This window comes from Pseudomonas sp. MYb13 (assembly GCF_002980075.1).
Classification (GTDB): domain Bacteria; phylum Pseudomonadota; class Gammaproteobacteria; order Pseudomonadales; family Pseudomonadaceae; genus Aquipseudomonas; species Aquipseudomonas lurida.
Window position 1 is genome coordinate 71748 of the sequence record NZ_PCQI01000001.1, and the last position, 18176, is coordinate 89923.

Annotated in this window: 22 protein-coding genes; 10 read left to right on the forward strand and 12 right to left on the reverse strand. The window is 60.9% G+C overall.

Annotated features, from left to right (window positions below; all coding sequences use genetic code 11):
- Positions 1-96 precede the first annotated feature (96 nt).
- Both CQ002_RS00345 and CQ002_RS00350 read left to right on the forward strand, forming a co-directional pair.
- Complete coding sequence (locus CQ002_RS00345; protein ID WP_058424404.1) at positions 97-639, forward strand: gamma carbonic anhydrase family protein; 543 nt, start codon at positions 97-99, stop codon at positions 637-639.
- A complete protein-coding gene (locus CQ002_RS00350; protein ID WP_034110564.1) occupies positions 636-1295 on the forward strand; it encodes an HAD family hydrolase in 660 nt (219 codons plus the stop codon). Before CQ002_RS00345 ends, CQ002_RS00350 begins: the two co-directional genes overlap by 4 nt.
- A gap of 96 nt (positions 1296-1391) precedes the next feature.
- On the opposite strand, the gene CQ002_RS00355 is transcribed toward CQ002_RS00350, so the two are convergent.
- Positions 1392-2435 (reverse strand): aminopeptidase, encoded by a 1044-nt coding sequence (locus CQ002_RS00355; RefSeq protein ID WP_105161413.1) that lies wholly within the window; start codon positions 2433-2435, stop codon positions 1392-1394.
- Positions 2436-2576: 141 nt separating this feature from the next.
- Between CQ002_RS00355 and CQ002_RS00360 the strand changes: the two genes are divergently transcribed.
- Complete coding sequence (locus CQ002_RS00360) at positions 2577-2999, forward strand: hypothetical protein (protein ID WP_034110560.1); 423 nt, start codon at positions 2577-2579, stop codon at positions 2997-2999.
- Here CQ002_RS00360 and CQ002_RS00365 read toward each other — a convergent pair whose 3' ends face one another.
- Together CQ002_RS00365 and CQ002_RS00370 are read right to left on the reverse strand one after the other, a co-directional pair.
- Positions 3000-3239 (reverse strand): DUF1161 domain-containing protein, encoded by a 240-nt coding sequence (locus tag CQ002_RS00365; protein WP_034110558.1) that lies wholly within the window; start codon positions 3237-3239, stop codon positions 3000-3002.
- A gap of 236 nt (positions 3240-3475) precedes the next feature.
- Entirely contained in the window at positions 3476-3907 is a 432-nt protein-coding gene (locus CQ002_RS00370) for an OsmC family protein (RefSeq protein WP_034110556.1), read from the reverse strand.
- 217 nt (positions 3908-4124) lie between these two features.
- On the opposite strand from CQ002_RS00370, the gene CQ002_RS00375 reads away from it, so the two are divergent.
- The gene (locus CQ002_RS00375) at positions 4125-5126 is read left to right on the forward strand and encodes an LLM class flavin-dependent oxidoreductase (RefSeq protein ID WP_105161412.1); all 1002 of its coding nucleotides are present in this window, start codon (positions 4125-4127) and stop codon (positions 5124-5126) included.
- A 60-nt stretch (positions 5127-5186) separates the two neighbouring features.
- Here the strand turns inward: CQ002_RS00375 and CQ002_RS00380 are convergent, their stop codons facing one another.
- Together CQ002_RS00380 and CQ002_RS00385 are read right to left on the reverse strand one after the other, a co-directional pair.
- Positions 5187-5414: a DUF1161 domain-containing protein gene (locus CQ002_RS00380; RefSeq protein ID WP_034110552.1), complete on the reverse strand. Its 228-nt coding sequence runs from the start codon at positions 5412-5414 to the stop codon at positions 5187-5189.
- Between the two features lie 115 nt (positions 5415-5529).
- Positions 5530-5745: a dodecin gene (locus CQ002_RS00385; RefSeq protein WP_005783406.1), complete on the reverse strand. Its 216-nt coding sequence runs from the start codon at positions 5743-5745 to the stop codon at positions 5530-5532.
- Positions 5746-5900: 155 nt separating this feature from the next.
- Here CQ002_RS00385 and CQ002_RS00390 point away from each other — a divergent pair, with 155 nt between their 5' ends.
- On the forward strand, positions 5901-6227 hold the full coding sequence (locus CQ002_RS00390) for a YqjD family protein (protein ID WP_003170746.1): 327 nt from the start codon (positions 5901-5903) through the stop codon (positions 6225-6227).
- Between the two features lie 11 nt (positions 6228-6238).
- On the opposite strand, the gene CQ002_RS00395 is transcribed toward CQ002_RS00390, so the two are convergent.
- Positions 6239-7135: a LysR family transcriptional regulator gene (locus CQ002_RS00395; RefSeq protein WP_034110551.1), complete on the reverse strand. Its 897-nt coding sequence runs from the start codon at positions 7133-7135 to the stop codon at positions 6239-6241.
- A gap of 111 nt (positions 7136-7246) precedes the next feature.
- Between CQ002_RS00395 and trpB the strand changes: the two genes are divergently transcribed.
- From trpB to CQ002_RS00410, 3 genes are all read left to right on the forward strand, one after another.
- Positions 7247-8473 (forward strand): tryptophan synthase subunit beta, encoded by a 1227-nt coding sequence (trpB, locus tag CQ002_RS00400; protein WP_034110549.1) that lies wholly within the window; start codon positions 7247-7249, stop codon positions 8471-8473.
- Positions 8473-9282 carry a tryptophan synthase subunit alpha gene (trpA, locus tag CQ002_RS00405; protein WP_034110547.1) on the forward strand — a complete coding sequence of 270 codons (810 nt, stop codon included), beginning with the start codon at positions 8473-8475 and terminating at the stop codon, positions 9280-9282. Before trpB ends, trpA begins: the two co-directional genes overlap by 1 nt.
- A 134-nt stretch (positions 9283-9416) precedes the next feature.
- A complete protein-coding gene (locus CQ002_RS00410; protein WP_034110545.1) occupies positions 9417-9857 on the forward strand; it encodes an anti-virulence regulator CigR family protein in 441 nt (146 codons plus the stop codon).
- A 53-nt stretch (positions 9858-9910) separates the two neighbouring features.
- Here the strand turns inward: CQ002_RS00410 and CQ002_RS00415 are convergent, their stop codons facing one another.
- From CQ002_RS00415 to CQ002_RS00440, 6 genes are all read right to left on the reverse strand, one after another.
- Positions 9911-11218: an MFS transporter gene (locus CQ002_RS00415; protein ID WP_034110543.1), complete on the reverse strand. Its 1308-nt coding sequence runs from the start codon at positions 11216-11218 to the stop codon at positions 9911-9913.
- 115 nt (positions 11219-11333) lie between these two features.
- Complete coding sequence (dgoD, locus tag CQ002_RS00420; RefSeq protein WP_003170741.1) at positions 11334-12482, reverse strand: galactonate dehydratase; 1149 nt, start codon at positions 12480-12482, stop codon at positions 11334-11336.
- Positions 12483-12531: 49 nt separating this feature from the next.
- A complete protein-coding gene (locus CQ002_RS00425) occupies positions 12532-13152 on the reverse strand; it encodes a 2-dehydro-3-deoxy-6-phosphogalactonate aldolase (protein WP_034110541.1) in 621 nt (206 codons plus the stop codon).
- A gap of 1 nt (position 13153) precedes the next feature.
- Entirely contained in the window at positions 13154-14113 is a 960-nt protein-coding gene (locus CQ002_RS00430; RefSeq protein ID WP_105161411.1) for a 2-dehydro-3-deoxygalactonokinase, read from the reverse strand.
- 152 nt (positions 14114-14265) lie between these two features.
- Positions 14266-14592: a DOPA 4,5-dioxygenase family protein gene (locus CQ002_RS00435; RefSeq protein WP_034110537.1), complete on the reverse strand. Its 327-nt coding sequence runs from the start codon at positions 14590-14592 to the stop codon at positions 14266-14268.
- A 31-nt stretch (positions 14593-14623) separates the two neighbouring features.
- Complete coding sequence (locus CQ002_RS00440; protein ID WP_034110536.1) at positions 14624-15574, reverse strand: LysR family transcriptional regulator; 951 nt, start codon at positions 15572-15574, stop codon at positions 14624-14626.
- 103 nt (positions 15575-15677) lie between these two features.
- Between CQ002_RS00440 and betC the strand changes: the two genes are divergently transcribed.
- Entirely contained in the window at positions 15678-17192 is a 1515-nt protein-coding gene (betC, locus tag CQ002_RS00445; RefSeq protein WP_105161410.1) for a choline-sulfatase, read from the forward strand.
- Positions 17193-17210: 18 nt separating this feature from the next.
- Positions 17211-18125 carry a choline ABC transporter substrate-binding protein gene (choX, locus tag CQ002_RS00450; RefSeq protein WP_034110533.1) on the forward strand — a complete coding sequence of 305 codons (915 nt, stop codon included), beginning with the start codon at positions 17211-17213 and terminating at the stop codon, positions 18123-18125.
- The last annotated feature ends 51 nt before the right edge of the window (positions 18126-18176 follow it).

Consider the following 18176-nt stretch of genomic DNA (forward strand, 5'->3'; position numbering starts at 1 on the left):
CACCTTGGCTGAAGAAACATGTAAGAACAAAGATGGGGCCATCTTAATTACAATCAACGCCCACCGCAGCTATCAGCAGAAGAGAGAGAGGCTATCGTGACCCTTCGCACCTATCAGAACCACACGCCAGCCCTGGGCGCCGGGGCTTTTGTCGATATTTCGGCGGTGGTGATCGGCGATGTCGAAATCGGCGCCGACAGCTCGGTCTGGCCGCTGACCGTGATCCGCGGCGACATGCACCGCATCCGCATCGGTGCGCGCACCAGCGTGCAGGATGGCTGCGTGCTGCACATCACCCACGCAGGCCCCTTCAACCCGGACGGTTTCCCGCTGTTGATCGGCGACGACGTCACCATCGCCCACAAGGTCATGCTGCATGGCTGCACCGTGGGTAGCCGCATCCTGATCGGCATGGGCAGCATCGTGATGGACGGCGCCGTGGTGGAAGACGACGTGATCATCGGCGCTGGCAGCCTGGTGCCGCCAGGCAAGAAACTCGAGAGCGGGTTCTTGTATGTCGGCAGCCCGGTTAAACAGATCCGCCCGCTGACTGACAAGGAACGCGCCTTTTTCACCTACAGCGCCGCGAACTACGTGAAGCTCAAAGACCTGCACCTGGCTGAAGGATTCGACCGATGACCCTGCACTACCAAACCGTCCTGTTCGACCTGGACGGCACCCTCACCGACCCGCGAGAAGGCATCACCCGCTCGATCCAGTACGCCCTCGCAAAACTCGGCATTGATGAGCCGGACCTGACCCAACTCGAACACTTCATCGGCCCGCCCTTGCTGCAAGCGTTCATGCAGTTCTACGGCTTCGATGAAGCCAAGGCCTGGGACGCGGTGAATTTCTATCGCGAGCGCTTCAAGGTCACCGGCCTGTATGAAAACCGTGTGTTTGACGGCGTGATGCCGCTGCTGGAAGACCTGAGCGGCCAAGGTCGCCAGCTCTATGTGGCGACGTCCAAGCCGTGGGTGTTTGCCCGCGAGATCGCCCGGCATTTCGATTTCGCCAAGCACTTCAAGGTGATCTACGGCAGCGAATTGGACGGCACGCGCACCAATAAGGTTGAGCTGATCGCCCATGTGCTCAGCGAAGAAGGCCTGGACCCGGCCACCACCCTGATGATTGGTGACCGCAAGCATGACTTGATCGGCGCGCGCAGCAATGGGCTGGATTCGGCGGCGGTGGGGTACGGGTTTGGCAGCTTCGAAGAGTTGAATGCCGAAGCGCCGACCTGGCATTTCGAGACGTTGGCACAGATGCATGAGGCGTTTTTGCAGCGGCCTTGAGACCCCATTCGGCGGCAAGCCCGCTCCCACGTTCGACCGCACTCTAGCTGTTGAAAGGCGGTCACCTGTGGGAGCGGGCTAGCCCGCGAAGAGGCCCTAATGGCCAGGACTCTCCAACTGTCTCAACGCCGCCTTGCGCCGTTCCACCGGCAACCCTCCCAGCTTCTCCACCGCCGCATAGAACCTCACCCAATCCCCTCCCTCCTGCGCAAACAAGGCCGCGAACGCCGGCACCCACTGGTCGTACAGCCCGAACGGCAACAGCCGCGCATTGTTCATGGGCTGGTTGACCCAGCCGTCATAACGTTTATCGCCGCCCCATTGGCTATCCCGCAGGTGCCGGTAATCACGGCGCAAACGTTCGAATTGCGCCGCCTTGGCCTGGCGCATCGCATCAACCGCCAAGGGTTGCGCGTACAGGGCCTGCAGACGTTGACGGGTATCGAGGACCAACTGGATAAACTGATCACGCTGCGTTGAAGTCGACAGGCTATCCGGCGCCAACCCACGTGCCGCGCGCCATTGGCGCGTGCCTTCCTGCTCGACGAAATTGGCAAACGACTCGTTGAACTCGGTGTCGTCCTTCACATAGAAACGCTGGTGCGCCAGCTCATGGAAGATCAGCGTAGCCAGGCGCTCATCCCCCCAGTTCATCATTGAATTCATGATGGGGTCATTGAACCAGCCCAAGGTCGAGTAAGCCTCGACGCCACCGATCGATACATCCATGCCCCGTTGCTTCAACAACGCCGCCTCGCCGCGCGCCGCGCCCTGGTTGTAGTAGCCGCGATACGCCACGCAGCCGGCGATGGGGAAGCAATGGGTTTCGGGGGACAGGGAAAACTCCTGCGTGGCGAAGACGTTCCAGACCACGTACGGCCGGCCAATATCAGCGTACAACCTGTAACTCTGGTTGTCGGGAAGGTGCAGGTGTTCACTGGCGAACGTGCGCGCTTTCTGCGATTGCACCAGATGCTCGCGCAGCAATGCGGGACGGGTGGGGTCGGCAGTCACCCGCGCCACCGGCTCACGAGCCCGTAGCAATTGCCACTGACCACTGGCCAACTGGCCGTAATAACTGACACTGGAGCAGCCGCTCAGCAGCACAGCCATCAACCCTGGAAGAAAACGCCTGACCATGCCCCGACCGCTCCTGGGTAATTTGCTCGCCAGACTATCGTGCCTGTGCGGAATTTTTCCATGGCCTGACGTGTTTATACTCATAGGGAGTCTGCTGCCGTCGCGTCAGGCTCAATTCTCTCTTTCTGTCGAGTGCCTGCCATGCGTCAGCTCTTGCTTCCCGTCGCCGCCGTGTTCCTTAGCGCCTGCACGACAACCCCCGTACCCCCTGTGGATCCGCAGCAAGCCTGGGTGGATTTCACCACGCCGACGCCGGGTTCCAAGCTGGTGATGGCGCAGCGGCTGGACGGCAAGAACCTGGATGACGGGCGCTATTTCCAGTTCCCGCCCGGCCATCACGAACTGATGGTGCGTTTCGACTTTGAAGTCCCTGCTGGCGGCGGTTTGGGTGGGCTGAGCCAAATGATGTACCGCACCTGCTTCATGACCCTGGAATACGACCACTTCCAGGCCGGCCAGCGCTATGTGCTGGAAGGCCGCTCACTGGCCTTCACACCCAATATCCGGCTGTATGACTCGGCGCGTCAGTTGCTTGCAGAAGAACGCAGCGTCAACTGCATCTGATCAGTCGTTGTTTTTCTGGTAGACGATGGCTTTAGTGCCGTTCTCGCAGCTGCCGACGACCATGGCTACGTCGTGCTTGTCGGCTTCTTCCTTGCTGACGATCTCCAGGGTGTAGGACGGAACCGCATTCGCCTGGATCTTGACCTCGATCTCTTTCCTGAGCTCTTCGCAGTCTTTTGGTGCGGCCACAGCCGATGTGGCCAATACACCGCAGATGATCGCCAAGGCAAAACGTTTCATGTTGAAGCTCCCTAAATGCATTGCGCACGAGTGTGCGGCTAAGGCTGCATAGGCTATAGGACCACATCGGTGAAACACGAGTTCTGATTTAACGCATAACTAAATGTCGGCACACAGCTCTGTGGGGGCCGGGCATGCCCGCGATGCAGGCGCCTCGGTTTTGCAATGACGCCGAGGTAATGCATCGCAGACAAGCCAGCGCCTACAGAAGCCGGCGCCTAAACGCTACAGCGGTGTCAGTTTACGAGCGTGCCATCCAGTGTGATGGTCGCGTTCAGCACCTTGGACACCGGGCACCCTTCCTTGGCCTTCTTGCTCAGTTCATCAAACTGGGCCTGGCTAGCGCCTGGAATCTTGGCCTTGAGGACCAAGTGCACCGCAGTGATCGCGAAACCACCGTCGACCTGGTCCAGGGTCACCTCAGCGTGGGTGTCGATGCTGTCAGCCTTGAGCCCGGCGTCGCCGAGAATCATGGAAAACGCCATGGAAAAACAGCCAGCGTGGGCTGCGCCGATCAACTCTTCCGGGTTGGTGCCCTTACCGCCTTCGAAACGGGCCTTGAAGCCGTAGGGCGCTTCGCGCAGTACCCCGGTTTCCGTTGAGATGGAACCCAGGCCAGTCTTCAGGTCACCTTCCCAATGCGCGGATGCTTTTTTAACGATACTCATAGCGGTCTCCTCGAACGGTGGTTTTGCGTCAGTAAGGGTTCTGAGGATAGACGGCCAGGCAAAGTTCATCTTGTCGGAGAAACCTAGTGATGCAGTAGGAAATTTCCGGCCCAACTATTGAATCTCGGGTATATGCCCTCATTGCATAGGTATGCACATGCAGCGGCAGGTTTTGGTTCGTCTAAAAAGCCTGCGGCCCCCTTGGAGAAGCAGGCTTATGAAATCGCTGTCCGACGTAAAGTTCTCGACCCTCGACTTGGTGCCCGTGCGGGCCAACGGCAGTCCGGCGCAGTCGCTGCGCAATTCCCTGGACCTGGCCCAGCACGTGGAAAAGTCCGGCTACAACCGTTTCTGGGTGGCTGAACACCACAATATGGACGGCATCGCCAGCTCGGCCACCTCTGTGCTGCTGGGTTACCTGGCCGGTGGCACTTCGACCATTCGCGTCGGCTCCGGCGGCGTGATGCTGCCCAACCACGCCCCCCTGGTGATCGCCGAGCAGTTCGGCACCCTGGAAAGCCTCTACCCTGGCCGTATCGACCTGGGCCTGGGTCGTGCACCCGGCTCCGACCAGATGACCGCTCGCGCCCTGCGCCGTGAGCGCTCGGGCAGTGCCGATGACTTCCCGGAAGATGTGGCCGAGTTGATGGCCTACCTGGGCCCACGCACGCCCGACCAACGGGTAATTGCCGTTCCCGGCACCGGCACCAACGTACCGGTCTGGTTGCTGGGCTCCAGCCTGTTCAGCGCCCAACTGGCGGGCGAACGCGGCTTGCCCTACGCCTTCGCCTCGCATTTCGCACCACGCCTGATGCATGAAGCGATTCGCGTGTACCGCAACCACTTCAAGCCTTCGGCCGTGCTGGACAAACCCTACGTGATGCTTGGCATTCCGTTGGTGGCCGCTGACACCGATGAGCAAGCCGACTACCTGGCCACGTCCGTATACCAACGCATTCTCGCGCTGATGCGCGGGCAGAGCCTGGTGCAGCGCCCCCCGGTGAAAACCATGGAAGGCCTATGGCTGCCCCATGAAAAAGACGCAGTCGCCAGCTTTCTTGGCCTGGCAATGGTGGGCAGCCCGGCGAAGATCCGCGCCAAACTGGACGTGCTGATCGAGCAAACCGGTGCCGATGAGTTGATCTTTACCTGCGACCTGTACGAGCACGCCGACCGGATTCATTCCTATGAGTTGCTGGCGCAGTTGATGAAAGGCTAAAACCTTCAGGCGAAAAAAAACCGACGCACGTGCGTCGGTTTTTATGTCTGCAACACGGGATTAACCGCGCTTGTAGGCGATTTCCTTGGTGCCGGCTTCGCAGCTGCCGACTACGGTATAACCCTCGGCTGCAGCGCCTTTATCCACCACTTCCAACGAATAACCCGAGGCGCCCTTGGCGTCGATTTTCGCTGCAATTTCGCTTTTCAGCTCTTCACAAGGCTTGCCCGCCGCCAGGGCTGTGCCTGCAATGCTCAACAAACCTACCGCTAACAAGAACTTCTTCATCCGTTACTTTCCTTGCGCTGATCGAAAAGAGCGTGCCGACGCTTGTGGCATCGGCACCCATTGGTTGTAGCGCAGGTTATGGCAATCGGCCAGTCGGCAAGTTCAACCGATGTGATCAACTACTGGCAATTCGGAACCCCACTTTGAGGGTGACTTGGAAGTGTGCCGCCTTGCCGTCCTTGATGTGACCACGGGTTTCGGTCACCTCGAACCATTCCAGGTGCTTGATGCTCTTGTTGGCTTCGGCCAGGGCATTGTTGATCGCGTCTTCGATGCTGGTGGTGGACGAGCCAACCAATTCGACTTTCTTGTAAGTGTGATGATCACTCATGGCAGTTCTCCTAAGGGTCGTTTAGCAAGCGTAGCAGTCAATGTTCGTACTGCTTCTGGCGACCATTCCTACCTGAAAGTTCAGATTTACTGCACTTTCTGAAATGGCCGCAGTCGGTATCTACACACGCCACTCAATCATTCAGGAGAGTCCACATGGCCAACACTTCTTTACGCAAAGCGTCGCTGGAAAGCATGGAAGCCGAGATTTCGAGCCTGCTCAAGTCACTTGAGAGCCTCAAGGACGATGCGTCCGATGAGTCGCGCAAAACGCTGAAGGCCCTGAAAAGCAATGCCGAGAATGCCCTCAAGCACTCCCGTCACCTGATCAGCGATGCCTACGAAGAAAGCAAAGTCAAAATCCGCGAAACCGGTGTTGCAACCCGCGATTACGCGCAAGAACACCCATGGACCACCGCCGGCGTCGCTGTCGGTGCATTGGGTCTGCTGGCGGCTTATCTGCTGTGCAAACGCGGTGACTGATGGTTTACCGGCTAACCCGGCTGGCGCAACAGCTCAGCCTTGAGCCACTGCGCCAGCTGCCCAGCGCGACCGTCTGCGGCGCGCTTGGGTAGCCACAGCGCCAGGTGGGCCGGGGTTTCACTGAACCCCCATGGCGCCACCAGGCGACCCGCTCGCAAGTCCTCTGCCACCAGCGGTTCGGGTGCGATCGCCACCCCCAATCCTGCCACCGCCGCCTCCAGCAAATAATACAAATGCTCGAACCCCTGGCCATGCTTCAACGTGCCGGGCGCGATCCCGTGTTGCTGCGCCCAACTGGGCCAGGCTTGCGGGCGTGAGGTGGTGTGCAACAAGGCTTCGCCACACAAGGCTTGGGCAGGCGCCTGGCGCAGGCGCTCATAGCCGGCGAAGAGCGGGCTCATCACCGGGCCGATGCGCTCGCTGGCCAGCTCATACACCTGCATGTCCGCGGGCCATGGCGGCTCGGCAAACACCAGCAGGGCATCCAGCCCAGGACGGCGAGGATCGAGATCGCCATCACCTGCCGACAAATGCAGGCGCAGGTCCGGCAGGTCCGCGTTCAGGCGGCCAAGGCGCGGGATCAACCAGCGCGCCAGCAAGCTGCCCGAACACCCCAGCACGAACGGCGCGTCGGCGCTGCTTTGGGTGAGTTCGGCACACACATCCCTCAACCGCTCGAACGCTTCTGCGCTGGCGTCACGCAAACGGATACCGGAATCTGTGAGTTTAAGGCCGCGTCCATCCTTGACGAACAAACTCACCCCCAAATGCTCTTCCAGCACCTTCAACTGTCGGCTGACGGCACCGTGGGTCACATGCAATTGCTCGGCAGCCTGGCTGACGCTGTTAAGGCGCGCGGTGGCTTCAAAGGCACGCAGCGCGTTAAGGGGAGGAAGGTCGCGGCTCATATGTGAGTTTTCCTGACAGGTTACGGCGATCTTATCGGTTTTCAGCGTAGAAGGTCAGGGGTAGAGTGGTCCTCATTGCTTTACACCCCCCATTCTTTCCTGGAGCGTCCCATGACTCAGTCCCAGACCGATCTACGTAACGGCCCAGACGTCAACGGCCTGTTTGGCGCGTTCGGCGGCCGCTACGTCGCTGAAACCCTGATGCCGTTGATCCTCGAACTGGCCCGCGAATACGAAGCGGCCAAGGAAGATCCGGCGTTCAAAGAAGAACTGGCTTACTTCCAGCGCGACTATGTCGGCCGTCCAAGCCCACTGTATTTCGCCGAACGCCTGACCGAATTCTGCGGCGGCGCCAAGATCTACCTCAAGCGTGAAGAGCTGAACCACACCGGCGCGCACAAGATCAACAACTGCATCGGCCAGATCCTGTTGGCACGGCGCATGGGCAAGAAACGCATCATTGCCGAGACCGGCGCCGGCATGCACGGCGTGGCCACCGCCACCGTGGCGGCGCGCTTCGGCCTGCAATGCGTGATCTACATGGGCACCACTGACATTGAGCGCCAGCAAGCCAACGTGTTCCGCATGAAGCTGCTGGGCGCCGAGGTGATCCCGGTAGTGGCCGGCACCGGCACGCTCAAAGACGCAATGAACGAAGCCCTGCGTGATTGGGTGACCAACGTCGACGACACGTTCTACCTGATCGGCACCGTCGCCGGCCCACACCCGTACCCTGCCATGGTGCGTGACTTCCAAGCCGTGATCGGCAAGGAAACCCGCGACCAGTTGCAAGCCCAGGAAGGCCGCCTGCCGGACAGCCTGGTGGCGTGCATCGGTGGCGGCTCCAATGCCATGGGCCTGTTCCACCCGTTCCTGGATGACACCAGCGTCCAGATCATCGGCGTTGAAGCCGCCGGCCACGGCATTGAGACCGGCAAGCATGCCGCCAGCCTAAACGGTGGCGTGCCCGGCGTACTGCACGGCAACCGCACTTTCCTGCTGCAAGACGACGATGGCCAGATTATCGACGCCCACTCCATCTCCGCGGGCCTCGACTACCCCGGCATCGGCCCTGAACACGCTTGGTTGCATGACATCGGCCGTGTCCAGTACACCTCGGTGACCGACGATGAGGCCCTGGATGCGTTCCACAAATGCTGCCGCCTGGAAGGGATTATTCCTGCACTGGAAAGCGCCCACGCGCTGGCCGAAGTGTTCAAGCGCGCACCCACCCTGCCGAAGGATCACCTGATGGTGCTCAACCTCTCGGGCCGTGGCGACAAAGACATGCAGACCGTGATGCACCATATGGAACAGTCTAAGCAGGAGAAACACTGATGAGCCGCCTGCAAGCCCGCTTTGCGCAGCTTAAAGAAGAAAACCGCGCCGCCCTGGTGACCTTCGTCACCGCCGGCGACCCGGGTTATGACACCTCCCTGGCGATCCTCAAGGGCTTGCCAGCCGCCGGTGCCGATGTGATCGAGCTGGGCATGCCCTTCACCGACCCAATGGCAGACGGCCCGGCGATCCAGCTGGCCAATATCCGCGCGCTGGAAGCCAAGCAGAACCTGGCGAAAACCCTGCAGATGGTCCGCGAGTTCCGCAAGGACAACCACGACACGCCGCTGGTATTGATGGGTTACTTCAACCCGATCCATAAATACGGTGTGACGGCGTTCATTGCCGATGCCAAGGAAGCCGGCGTCGACGGCCTGATCGTGGTCGACATGCCGCCCGAGCATAACGGTGAGCTGTGCGACCCGGCCCAGGCTGCCGGCATCGACTTTATCCGCCTGACCACGCCAACCACTGACGATGTGCGCTTGCCGACCGTCCTGAATGGCAGCTCCGGTTTTGTGTACTACGTGTCAGTGGCCGGTGTTACAGGTGCGGGTGCAGCGACCCTGGAGCATGTCGAAGAAGCCGTGACCCGCCTGCGTCGCCACACCGACCTGCCGATCAGCATCGGTTTTGGTATCCGTACGCCGGAACAGGCGGCGGCCATCGCCCGCCTGGCCGATGGCGTGGTCGTGGGTTCGGCGCTGATCGATCACATCGCCAACGCCAGCAATGACCAGCAAGCCATCGATGGCGTACTGGGCTTGTGTGCGGCGCTATCGGAAGGCGTGCGTAACGCCCGTAAGTAAGCGCCCCGTAAGCCATAGGTAAAGTTCCTGATACAGAGGAATCAACCTGCTCAGGCACGGCCTAAACAGCAAGACCAAGGGATGTCGAACCTCGTTCGAGATCCCTTTTTTGTGTGTGCCCTGAGGAATACCCGATGAAAATGCCCAAATCCGTGATCGCAAGCCTCGGCGTGCTGGTGCTTGGTGCCAGCGCCCTGGTGCAAGCCGCGCCTTATGACCAAGGCGGCCCTGACCGTGGCGGCCCGCAAGGCCAGCACGAACAACGTGGCGATGACCATCGCGGCCCGCAGGACAACCGTCGCGGCGGCCCACCCCAGGACTTCGGTCCGGTTCGGCAGATCATCCATGACAACCACGGCCAGTTCTCCCGCGGCGCACCACCACCGCCAAATGTGCGCCTGGTGCGCGGCCAGCCACTGCCCCGTGGCTACTACGGCGAACGCCTCGATAACCGCGCCCTGGCGCGCTTGCCGGTATACCCGGGCTATGAATGGCGCCGTTCGGGGCCGGATGTGGTGTTGATTGCCGTCGGCACGGGCATCGTCTACGAGATCCTCGACGGCGTCCTCAACTGAGCCACTCCCACTGCAGGAGCCGGCTTGCCGGCTCCTGCAAGGTTGGGCGGTGGTTATTTGAGTTCGATGCGCTCGACCTTACCAACCAGCAAGACGTAGGACAGCGCACCGAGCAACGCCAGCACCGCAATATAAGTAATTGCCGGCGCAAACGAATCGCCGCTGGCGAGAAAGCCAATCACGATTGGCGTGGCAATCGCCGACAGGTTGCCGATGAAATTGAACACCCCACCGGTCAGCCCCAGCAGCCGCGCCGGCGCCAGGGTCGACACCAACGACCAGGTGATCGACGCCAGGCCATTGCCAAAAAACGCCAGCGCCAGGAACGCAATCACCCACGCCGTCGAGTCCACATAGTTGGCGCCGATGATCGCCGTGGAGATCAGCAACCCGCCAATGATCGGCAATTTGCGTGCAAAGCCTACCGACGCGCCGCGACGAATCAACCAGTCGGAAAAGACCCCGGAACACAGCACGCCGACAAACGCCGCGAGAAACGGCAACGACGCCAGCAGGCCGGACTTGATGAAGTCCATGCCGCGATATTTCACCAGGTAGGTCGGGAACCACGTCAGGAAGAACCACAGCGTGGAGTTCAGGCAGAACTGCCCCAGGTAGATGCCCCAGAGCTTGCGCTTGCTCAACACGATGCCCAAGTCGACCCAGCTGAACGGCGCCTTGACCGTTTTCGCCTGCATATCCACCAGCCCGCCGCCGTCACGGATGAGCTCGATCTCCGCTGCGTTGGCGCCTTTGAAGTCCTTGGGTTCGCGATACACCGCGTACCAGATGATCGCCCACACAATGCCCACGCCGCCTGTGGCGACAAACACCATGTGCCAGCCAAACGCGTGTTGCAGCCAAGCCAAAACCGGTGTGAGGAACGCCAGCCCGACAAACTGCCCGGAGGTGTACACGCCAATCGCCGTGGCGCGCTCGCGCTCGGGAAACCAGGTGGTGACCACGCGACTGTTGATCGGATAGGCCGGGGCTTCCAGGGCGCCGACGGCCATGCGCAGCACGAACAGCGCGATGAAGCTGGCCGCGAAACCGAGCATCACGGTGGCGATGGACCACAGCAACAACGCGGCGGTGTAGAGGATGCGCGGCGGCACACGGTCTACCAGCCAGCCGCCGGGGATTTGCATGGCGGCGTAGGTCCAGCCGAACGCGGAGAAAATCAGCCCGACGTGCACGGGGTCGATACCCAGTTCGCTGGTCAGCGCCGGCGCGGCGATCGACAGGTTGCTGCGGTCGAGGTAGTTGATCACCACCGTGATGAACAACAGCAGCATGATGAAAAAGCGCTTTCTGGTAGGCGTGACTAAAGAAGCCTGCCCGGTGAAGGATTCAGGGTGCATGGGGGTCGCCTCTTCTTATGCTTATTGAGGTCTGAAATGGATCTGACGGGATAAACCGGATCAACAAGGTGGGAGCGGGCAAGCCCGCTCCCACCTGTTGTGCGTCAGTCAGGAATTACCACTCGGCAAAACTGCCGTCGGCATGCCGCCAGATCGGGTTGCGCCAGCGGTGGCCGATGGCCGCGCGTTCGATCACGTACTCTTCGTTGATCTCGATGCCCAGGCCCGGCCCGTTGGGGATCTTCACAAAGCCTTGGTCATAGTCGAACACGCCCGGGTCGCGCACATAGTCGAGCAGGTCATTGCTCTCGTTGTAGTGAATGCCCAGGCTTTGCTCCTGGATGAACGCGTTGTAGCAGACCGCGTCCAGTTGCAGGCAGGCCGCCAACGCAATCGGGCCCAGCGGGCAGTGCAGGGCCAGCGCCACATCGTAGGCTTCGGCCATGTTGGCGATCTTGCGGGTTTCGGTGATGCCACCGGCGTGGGACGCATCCGGTTGGATGATGTCGACGTAACCTTCGCTGAGCACGCGCTTGAAGTCCCAGCGCGAAAACAGGCGTTCGCCCAAGGCAATCGGGGTGCTGGTCAGCGGTGCCAGTTCCTTCAGCGCTTCGTAGTTTTCACTGAGCACCGGCTCTTCGATAAACATCAGCTTGTACGGGTCCAGTTCCTTCATCAGCACCTTGGCCATGGGCTTGTGCACGCGGCCATGAAAGTCGACGCCAATGCCGACGTTGGGGCCGACCGCATCACGCACGGCGGCCACGTTGGCCAGGGCCAGGTCGACTTTTTCGAAGCTGTCGACGAACTGCAGCTCCTCGGTGCCGTTCATTTTCACCGCCGTGAAGCCACGGGCCACGGCCTCTTTGGCGGCGCGGGCGGTGTCGGCCGGGCGGTCGCCGCCGATCCATGAATACACACGAATCTTGTCACGCACCTGGCCACCCAAGAGATCACTGACCGACACACCCAGGGCCTTGCCCTTGATGTCCCACAGCGCCTGGTCGATACCGGCGAGGGCGCTCATGTGCACGGCACCGCCCCGGTAGAAGCCGCCGCGATAGAGCACGGTCCAGATGTCTTCGATATTGCGGGGGTCTTTGCCGATCAGGTAGTCGGACAGCTCTTCGACGGCCGCCGCCACAGTGTGGGCGCGGCCCTCGACGACAGGCTCGCCCCAGCCGGTCACACCCTGGTCGGTCTCGACCTTGAGGAAGCACCAGCGCGGCGGGACGATAAAGGTCGTCAGTTTGGTGATTTTCATCTGTTATCTCTCTTATTAGATGCAGCGCCTGTGGGCGCGGAACTTGAATTCAGCTCAGGGCTTTCCAGGCGGCGACATAAGCCTGGGCGCGGCTCGCTACCTGATCCACGGTCATGCCCGGTTTGAACAACCCGGAGCCCAGCCCGAAGCCTTTGGCGCCAGCGTCGATAAACACCTGCATGTTGTCCGGAGTAATGCCGCCCACCGGCAGCAACAAGGTGCCGGCCGGCAATACCGCCAGCCACGCCTTGATCACCGCCGGGCCCATTTGCTCGGCTGGGAACAGCTTCAACACGTCGGCGCCTTCGGCCAATGCGGCAAAGGCTTCGGTGGGCGTCGCCACACCCGGCGACAGGAACAGACCCGCGGCTTTGGCGGCACGCAACACCTTGGCATCGCTGTGGGGCATCACGATCACCTGGCCACCGGCGGCCTTCACTTGCTCGACCTGCTCAGGCAGCAACACCGTACCGGCACCGATCAGGCAATCGGCGGGCAGGGTATCGCGCAGGGTGCGGATGCTGGTGTAAGGGTCGGGCGAGTTCAGCGGGACTTCGATCACGCGAAACCCGGCCTGATACAGCACCTGGCCGACGGCCTCGGCTTCGTCCGGGCGAATGCCGCGCAGAATGGCGATCAAACCGTTTTGCGCGAGTGCTTGCTTGAGCATGTCAGGCCTCCGTTACAGGTTGAATGAGCTCGGCTGCCACGGCCAATTGCCACAGGCCACGCTCGGTGGCTTCCTGCGCCAGGCTGACGTGGGCAAAGCCGCAAAGGGTGAGGGCGCGTTGGTAGCGGGCGCAGAGGGGAGCGGCGCCGACCAGGATGATCGGCTGGTGTTTTGCGCGGCCGGGCAAACCGGCGAGTTCATGGCCGATGAGCAAACCCGAGAGGTAATCAGGCTGCTGGTCGGGGGCGAGTTGCGCGGTAAGTCCAAGGGTGCGCGCGCTGAACAGGGTCGACAGCACACCGCGCTGGCCGTCTTTGGAGAGCGCTACGTGCACGCCTCGGTCAAAGGCGTCAGCCTGGAATTGTTCGCTGGGTTGCTGGGTGCGCCCCAGGATGCTGTGTTTGCTCAGCACCGCGAACAGCTCGCCGGTCATGAAGGTGTCGAAGTGGGTGATGCAGCCCTCGACCACCTCGACCCACTTGGAATGGCTGCCGGGCAGGCCGATCAACCCATTGGCGCCCAACCCTTGCAGCACGCCCAATACTTGGGTTTCTTCGCCGCGCATCACATTGGGCAAGCCAACCCGCTCGATCACGCCCGGCACGATATGCACGTCGACGCCACGCACACTGCGCACGCGATGCAGCGCTTGGCCAAGGCTCGCAACATCGACCGGAGTGTTGCGGTAGGCCGCTTCGCTCCAGCCCTGGGCGCTGCCGACCATGCCGCAGGCGATCACCGGCACGTTGGGCGCGGCGTCGAGCCAATCCCCGCAGGCCGCATCGAACGCCAACTCGAAGCCATCGCTGCAGCGTACGCCGGCTATATCGCGGGGCTCGGTGGGCAAATGCATGATGCCCCACGCCAGCGAGCGCTGTTCCAGCACCACGCCTGCGGGGCCGAGTTTATAAGCACGAAGGGAGCTGGTACCCCAATCGAGCGCGATCAATTGCGCCTGCATCGCTTCACCTGAATTGAGTGGGTGCTGAAAAAAGCAGATGGGCGAATATAAACCTATGCTTAGCTATATCTCAATATATAAATAACAGTCCCATATAGTGGGAGAAGGCAATAAAAATCCCGTCCCTTTGCGCAGCCAGGTGACGGGATCGATTAAAAAATAGACAAATCCAACTCGCGCATCGCGCCCATCCAGATCGCGTAATCGGTGTGGTCCTTGAGGTCATCGCCAGTATCGGGATGCAGGAACACCACTAACCCATTCCGATTGATCACCAACCACGGCAGCACCACGCCGATGTACTCGGCATCGAACGCCAGTTGGCAGCTCCAGTCCGGGTGCGGGCCCACGGGCCGCTCATGCACGCGCCCCATACGCAGCGGGAAGAGTTTGGCGGCGTCTTCGCACAGGGTGCGCGCCTGGTCGATCGTGTTTGCGTCGAAGTAGATATGGGCGTGGTAACCCTTGATACGTTGCATGACGGACTCCGGATCCAATATGCGCCAGATGCTAGACCGCAATCGACGGCAGGGCCAGCCCGGTCAAGGACTGCGCACTACTGGCCTGCTCGGCGACCAGCCAGTCGACAAAACGCTCCACTAACTGCCCCCGGCGTTTGCGTTGCGGTTGCACCACGTAATAGCCAAAACGCGAGATCACGGTGTCGCTGATCGGCCGACACAACCAGTTCTGTTCCAGCAGGTTATCCACCAAGTGGCGCCAGCCGATAGCCACGCCCTGGCCGGCAATCGCCGCTTGAATCAACAGCGTGTAGTTGTCGAAGCGCAGTTGGCCGGGCGTCGGTGCACTGGCGATGCCCAGTTCGCGAAACACGCCGCTCCAGTCGAACCACTGGCTGTTGTTCTCCTGGCGAAGGTGCAGCAACGGAAAATCGTGCAAATTTTGTACAGACAACGGCCTGGCCTGTTCCTTGAGCCACTGCGGGCTGCACACCGGGAACACTTCCTCGTTGAATAGCCACAGGCTGTCGCCCTGCTTGAAACGACCATCGCCAAACAGTACGGCCACGTCGATGTCGCTGCGCAAGGTGGCGTGGTTGCGCTCGCTGGTCACCAGGCTCACATCCACCTGAGGGTTGGCCGCATGAAAGCGATGCAAGCGCGGCATCAACCAATACGCGGCGAAGGCGAAGTCGGTGGCCACTTGCAGCACTTCGTGCTGATCCTGCTGGGTGATCGCACTGAGCCCGGCGTTGATGGCCTGCAAACCGCCTTGCACATGCTCGAACAACAAGGCGCCAGCATCGGTCAGTTCGATGCCACGGTAGATGCGATCAAACAGGCGGATCGCCAGTTGTTCTTCCAGGCGCTTGATCTGCTGGCTGATCGCTGGCTGGGTGGTGCCCAGTTCCATCGCGGCGGCGGTAAAGCTGCGATGACGCGCTGCCGCTTCAAAGGCGCGCAGCAGATCGAGAGACAGGTCACCGAGGGCTTCATACATAAGCTGTGCTTATCCTAGACATTGCTTTTCATGGGCTTTACCCCATTTTCCATGGGCTGCATGCTCAGTCGCATAAACACTGCCTATGGAATGCCGATAGATCATGAAGCGCAAGAACATTCTTTTCATCATGGCCGATCAAATGGCCGCACCGTTGCTTCCGTTCTATGGTTCTTCGCCGATCAAACTGCCGAACCTGAGCCGTCTGGCTGCACAAGGCGTGGTGTTCGACGCCGCCTATTGCAACAGCCCGCTGTGCGCACCGTCGCGCTTCACCCTGGTGAGCGGGCAACTGCCGAGCAAAATCGGCGCCTATGACAATGCGGCGGATTTCCCCGCCGACGTGCCGACTTACGCCCACTACCTGCGCCGCCTCGGCTACCGCACGGCGCTGTCGGGCAAGATGCATTTCTGCGGCCCCGACCAATTGCACGGTTACGAAGAGCGCCTGACCAGCGACATCTACCCCGCCGACTATGGCTGGGCGGTGAACTGGGACGAGCCAGACGTGCGCCCCACTTGGTACCACAACATGTCGTCGGTGCTGCAGGCCGGGCCATGCGTGCGCACCAACCAGCTGGATTTCGATGAAGAGGTGGTGTTCAAGGCCCAGCAATACCTGTTCGACCATATCCGCGAAGACGGCGACCAGCCATTCTGCCTGACCGTGTCGATGACGCACCCGCACGACCCGTACACCATTCCCAAGCCTTTCTGGGACCTGTACGACGACGCCGACATTCCATTGCCTACCACGCCGGCCCAAGCCGATCTCGACCCGCACTCCCAGCGCCTGCTCAAGGTCTACGACTTGTGGGACAAGCCGCTGCCTGTGGATAAGATCCGCGATGCACGCCGCGCCTATTTCGGCGCATGCAGCTACATCGACAGCAATGTCGGCAAGCTGCTGCAGACCCTGGAAGACACAGGCCTGGCCGATGACACCATCATTGTCTTCTCCGGCGATCACGGCGACATGCTCGGCGAGCGGGGCCTCTGGTACAAGATGCACTGGTTTGAAATGGCCGCCCGCGTGCCGCTGCTGGTCAGTGCGCCAGGGCAGTTCGCGGCGGGCCGCGTCAGCAAAGCGGTGTCCACCGCCGACCTGTTGCCAACCCTGGTGGAACTGGCCGGCGGCGAGCTGGACCCGCGACTGCCACTGGATGGCCGCTCACTGGTGCCGCACTTGCAGGGGCAGGGCGGGCACGACGAAGTGTTTGGCGAGTACATGGCCGAAGGCACCATCAGCCCGCTGATGATGATTCGCCGTGGCGCCTACAAATTCATCTACAGCGAAGACGACCCTTGTCTACTGTTCGATGTACGCAACGACCCTCGGGAGCAGGAAGAACTCAGCCAGTCGCCGCAGCATCAGGCGCTGTTTGCAGCCTTCCTGGACGAGGCGCGGGCCAAATGGGACATCCCGGCGATCCACCAACAGGTGCTCGCCAGCCAACGTCGGCGTCGCCTGGTGTTTGAAGCACTGACCCAGGGCAAGCTGAAGAGCTGGGATCACCAGCCACTGGTGGACGCCAGTCAGCAATACATGCGCAACCATATCGATCTCGACGACCTGGAGCGCAAGGCACGTTATCCACAACCCTGCCAACACCCATAAATAGACAGAGGGAAGGCCATGCAAAAGTTGACTGTGGTATTGGGCATCTTGGCGCTGAGCAGCGTCAACGTGTACGCGGATACCAGCTGCGAAACGGTAAAGATGGCCGATCCAGGCTGGAGCGATATCGCGGCCACCAATGCCATCACCGGTTTCCTGCTGACGGGCATGGGCTACAAGGCCAAGGTCGACACCCTCGCGGTGCCGATCACCTTCGGCGGGCTCAAGGACGGCCAGGTGGATGTGTTCCTGGGCAACTGGATGCCGGCACAGCAGGGCTTCTACGACAAGTTCGTGGCCAATGGCGATGTGGTGCAACTGGCGAAAAACCTCGACGGCACCGAGTTCACCCTCGCCGTGCCCGACTACGTGTGGGACGCCGGTGTGCATGACTTTGCTGACCTGAACACGTTTGCCGACAAGTTCGACAAGAAGATCTACGGCATTGGCTCCGGCGCGCCGGCGAATATCTCGTTGCAAGAGATCATCAAGAAAAACGACTTCGACCTCGGCCAATGGAAGCTGATCGAGTCCAGCGAACAGGCGATGCTGGCCGAAGTGTCGCGAGCGGTGAAGAAGCAGAAATTCGTGACCTTCCTCGGCTGGACGCCGCACCCGATGAACGTGCAATTGAAAATGCATTACCTCAAGGGCGGCGAGAAATACTTTGGTGACACCGGCAGCGTGTATACCTTGACCCGCAAGGGCTATGCGCAGGCCTGCCCAAATGTCGGAAAATTGCTGACCAACCTGAGTTTTACCCAGGAGATGGAGAACAGCATCATGGCCGAGGTGGCCAATAAAAAGGTCAGCAACGCCGATGCGGCCAAGGCGTGGCTAAAGGCGAATCCGGCAGTGTTGGACAAGTGGCTGGACGGCGTGAAAACCGTGGATGGCAAGGATGCGCTGGCCGCTGTAAAAGCCAAACTCTGACGGCCGCCGCCACTCCGGTGGACGCTGGCTTGCCTGCGATAGCATCACTGT